This is a genomic window from Variovorax sp. P4_D9 (assembly GCF_056401695.1).
Genome location: NZ_JBFUIU010000922.1, coordinates 1 through 3,310, shown reverse-complemented (window position 1 = coordinate 3,310; position 3,310 = coordinate 1). Strand labels below are relative to the sequence as shown.

Sequence of the window (3,310 nt, the reverse complement as noted above, 5' to 3'; positions counted from 1 at the left end):
TCGCCGGAACTAGACCAACCCGAGGGCGATGAGCTTCAGGTCGGGCGACGTGTAGGGGCGCTCGCAAACAATCTTCGCGGAGCCGGGCCCGAACAGGAACGTTGCCGCCATTCGCACCTTGAACGACCTACCGGTCGGCGGATAGGTCTTGTCGCGAACTTTGAACTTGCCTAAATGGGTGCCGATGAGGAAGAACTCCACGAGAACAGTGTTGCGCTCGTCGTCGGCGGCAATCGAAATGATTTCGTTGGTCTGGTCCGGGAAGGCCTGCCGCGAAGACTGGAAGTACGCCCGAACCTGCTCCTCGCCGTCGTAGACATTGCCGTTCCCGTACATCTCGTAGCGCGGATGCTCGAACGTGTTAATGACGCCGTCCCAATCTTGGGTGCACTCGAGCGCCATGTGGTCGCGCACCGTTTTCAGGCGCGCTTGTCGAAGTTCGTCTTTCGTCATGGGTATTTTCTCAGGGTCTGCGGAAACGTTTACGCAATTCTGCGCGTTGCACAGTTTCTGGAAACTGGGGTTTACCCTCATTGTCTCGACTCAATCGCGCGCCCCTGCATCCCTCCCTTGAATGAGCAAGTCTCTAGGGTTAACCCACCCTGTCTTGTTACTCAAGGGCATTACCATTGCGGAATCGTTTGCGCAAAGGAGAAAACCATGAAGCTTAAAGACAAGGTGGCCCTCGTGACCGGCGCCGGGACATTCAAGAAAGAATTCACAGGCGCCGACCACGTCGGAAACGGCACTGCGTGTGCGTTGACCTTCGCCCGCGAAGGCGCGCTGGTTGTTTGTACTGACCGCTCTTTGGAAGCAGCTGAGTTCGCGGCGCGGCTCATCCAGGACGAAGGCGGAAAGGCCATTGCAATGGCGATGGACGTCACGGACTCCAAGCAGGTCGACGCAGTGGTCGCCGAAGTAGTGTCAATGCATCAGCGCGTCGACGTGCTGCACAACAACGTCGGCATCGAGATTCTGGGTGAGCTCGTGGACGTAAAGGACGAGGACTGGGACAAGGTAATGGACATCAACTTGCGCGGTGCGATGGCCGCTGCAAGAGCCGTCATGCCAATCATGCGTGCACAAAAGTCCGGCTCCATCATTAACGTATCGTCAACCGCCAGTCTGAAGTGGAGCCCGATGCAGTTTCTTTCGTATAGCACTTCGAAAGCTGGATTGAACCACATGACCCGCGTCATCGCCAGGCAGTATGCACCCGACCAAGTCCGATGCAACTGCATCGTGCCTGGGATGATTCGGACGCCGCACGCGGATGCGCTTTACAAGACGTCGGATGAGGCTGCGGCAGGACACAAGTTCCGCGACTCGCGCTGTCCTATGGGTAGGCAGGGTACTCCATGGGAGATTGCAAAGGCAGCCCTGTTCCTGGCATCTGACGACTCGTCATACATCACCGGCATCCAACTCGTGGTGGACGGAGGCTCTAGCCTCTAGCCGAACTGCATCAGCAACTGGTGGACTTGCACTCGACGCGTCACACAGAGAGAGAGCCCTGGCGAGCGTCCGCTCCTGTACCGGACTTGGTTGACATTGAGAAGGTCCGCTCCCGGCCGACTGAAGCCCAGCGCCGTCCCCAATGAAGGATCGTATTCCGGGCGCGACGTGATCAACATTAACACCCGTGCATCCCGAAGCTGATCGACGCCTTGGCAAGCCATTCCTCAGTGGTGGGATCGACCCAGTGCGCGTTCTCGATCACGCGCAGTAAGTACGGGGGAAACTGCAGGACATGGCCAACACGATGGCCGTCAGCGTCTGCAGGATGCTCTGCTTTTGCTGCAGCGGCGATTCCCCCGTCTCAACCGCCCGCGAATAGTCGGGAAGGATCGTCAGCCTGAGCAGAGCGTCGAGCGACTCACGCGGGAGCGACACACCATGATCGTTCAGGTACCGCACGAGTCGCCTTTCGCGCTCGGATCCGGAGTGCGCCGCCGCGAGCGCAGCGCGAGAGGCGTGCGGCAGGGCACGTTGAGGGCACAACGTCACGGCGAGCCGACGCTGCCGGGCGGGCCGGCGATTGTGCCCAAAATTTCCGCCAGGCTGATCGGGTAGCGGAGCAACAATGGGCGATTCGGGCGAACGACGCGGCGCCCCGGACTTCTCGCTTGGAGATCCGGGAAACCGAACGCCATGGGCCGCACGCCTGTTCTCGATCAACAGCGTTAACCGTGGTCGTCGGCATTGTCGGATCGCTGCTCGGCGGATTGCCCGTGGCGCCGCTGCTGGGGGCCGCGACGGTCAACCAGAGCGACTTCAGCATCCGGGGTCTGTTGTCCGGCTATGCCGATCGTGGATCGCATTGCCTTCCAAGGCCATGAAACTTGCTCGTCACCGAGCAAGACGACCAGGTGATCGGGACGACAACCAGCCCAGAATCGACATGCGCGCGAATGTGCCAACGCGCACATCGCGACGGGCGCGCGTAAGCAAGAATGGTCCACGTTCCAGGAGAACACCATGCAGTGGCCTTCCATCGCCGTGATCACCCGGCACGCTCCCTTGCCTTCGGGCTACTGCTACGAGTTGCTCGACCGACGCCAGATCCCGACGTTGATTTCGGCGCTCGATGCCTGGTACCCAGGCATCGCAGTCGGCAACGCCAGCTGCCATCTGCGCGAGGACTTCTACCTGCAGAAGGTGTCCATGGAGGGCATGCCCGATCGGGACTTCATCGTGATCCTGATCAAGCACGGCGATCAGCTCGCTGGCGTGTTCTCGGCCGAGCGAGACGCGGACAGCGAGGTTCTGTATGGGCGCATCTGTGCCATTTCGCATCGGCATCGGGGCGCGCACCTGAGCAGGAGCGTTCCTTTGCTGGAGGAAGCGCTGGGGCGCGCGATGGGCCTGGGCATGGCCTACGGTCTTGCCACCCTGCACTATCCGCACATGCAGGCGAGCTTTGAACGCATGGGATGGCGGCTGGTCGGGATCACGCCAGGCTTCGACCGCGAGCTCGTGGCACCCGGCGTCGTCAAGCGCGTCTATGAGGCCGTCTACGCGAAGGTGCTGGTGGCGGAGGACGAACTGCTGCGGCCGCAAAGCCGGAGTTTGACACCGGCGGTCAGGGCGCTGTTCGGATTTCTCTACCCCGAGGCAACCGCACGCTGAAGGCCGTCTTTGAGTCGGCGGTGACTTCCAATCGAGACCAGGAGACCGTCCAGCGAAGATCGGCGTGCTGCGAAGGACCGCTCTCGCTGCTATACCTGCTATACCTGCTATACGGCAGTTGATGACCGGCGGGATCAGGCCCGGAGCACCACTCCGGCCCCCTGAGCAGCAGCCATTCGAT

5 protein-coding genes are annotated in these 3,310 nt (G+C 61.0%); 3 read left to right on the top strand and 2 right to left on the bottom strand.

The genetic code is table 11. The features are described from left to right. Positions 1-9 precede the first annotated feature (9 nt). Positions 10-453, bottom strand: coding sequence for a nuclear transport factor 2 family protein (locus AC1DY5_RS48335; RefSeq protein WP_478121450.1), 444 nt, complete (start codon positions 451-453; stop codon positions 10-12). Between the two features lie 207 nt (positions 454-660). Between AC1DY5_RS48335 and AC1DY5_RS48330 the strand changes: the two genes are divergently transcribed. Further along, positions 661-1,455: an SDR family NAD(P)-dependent oxidoreductase gene (locus tag AC1DY5_RS48330; RefSeq protein WP_478121449.1), complete on the top strand. Its 795-nt coding sequence runs from the start codon at positions 661-663 to the stop codon at positions 1,453-1,455. Positions 1,456-1,716: 261 nt separating this feature from the next. Here AC1DY5_RS48330 and AC1DY5_RS48325 read toward each other — a convergent pair whose 3' ends face one another. Next, entirely contained in the window at positions 1,717-1,917 is a 201-nt protein-coding gene (locus tag AC1DY5_RS48325; protein ID WP_478121448.1) for a hypothetical protein, read from the bottom strand. A gap of 209 nt (positions 1,918-2,126) precedes the next feature. On the opposite strand from AC1DY5_RS48325, the gene AC1DY5_RS48320 reads away from it, so the two are divergent. Continuing rightward, a complete protein-coding gene (locus AC1DY5_RS48320) occupies positions 2,127-2,339 on the top strand; it encodes a GlsB/YeaQ/YmgE family stress response membrane protein (RefSeq protein WP_478121447.1) in 213 nt (70 codons plus the stop codon). A gap of 139 nt (positions 2,340-2,478) precedes the next feature. Then, entirely contained in the window at positions 2,479-3,129 is a 651-nt protein-coding gene (locus AC1DY5_RS48315; protein ID WP_478121446.1) for a hypothetical protein, read from the top strand. The last annotated feature ends 181 nt before the right edge of the window (positions 3,130-3,310 follow it).